Raw genomic sequence first — 308 nt, forward strand, 5'->3', positions numbered from 1 at the left:
GTCAGACTCTCTCTGTAAGTCAAAGAACTTATGAGCCAATTGCTCATGTGGAGAATAACGGATTCGAACCGTTGACCCCCTGCTTGCAAAGCAGGTGCTCTAGCCAACTGAGCTAATCCCCCATTTTGTTAGGTCACAGACACGTTTGTCTATGTTCGTGGGCCTGCGTGGACTCGAACCACGGACCTCTACATTATCAGTGTAGCGCTCTAACCACCTGAGCTACAAGCCCAGACTTTGCGTATTGATATCAAAAGCACTAAGTGTTCATAAAGAACTGGCTCCAGAAAGGAGGTGTTCCAGCCGCA

The 308-nt window shown here is 48.4% G+C and carries 2 tRNA genes; both read right to left on the bottom strand.

The features are described from left to right. Positions 1-48: 48 nt before the first annotated feature. Positions 49-122: transfer RNA gene (locus BLX24_RS31520), tRNA-Ala, on the bottom strand. 36 nt (positions 123-158) lie between these two features. After that, positions 159-232, bottom strand: a tRNA-Ile gene (locus BLX24_RS31525). Between the last annotated feature and the right edge of the window lie 76 nt (positions 233-308).

Origin of the sequence: Arsenicibacter rosenii (assembly GCF_001870735.1) — a bacterium.
Taxonomy (GTDB): domain Bacteria; phylum Bacteroidota; class Bacteroidia; order Cytophagales; family Spirosomataceae; genus Arsenicibacter; species Arsenicibacter rosenii.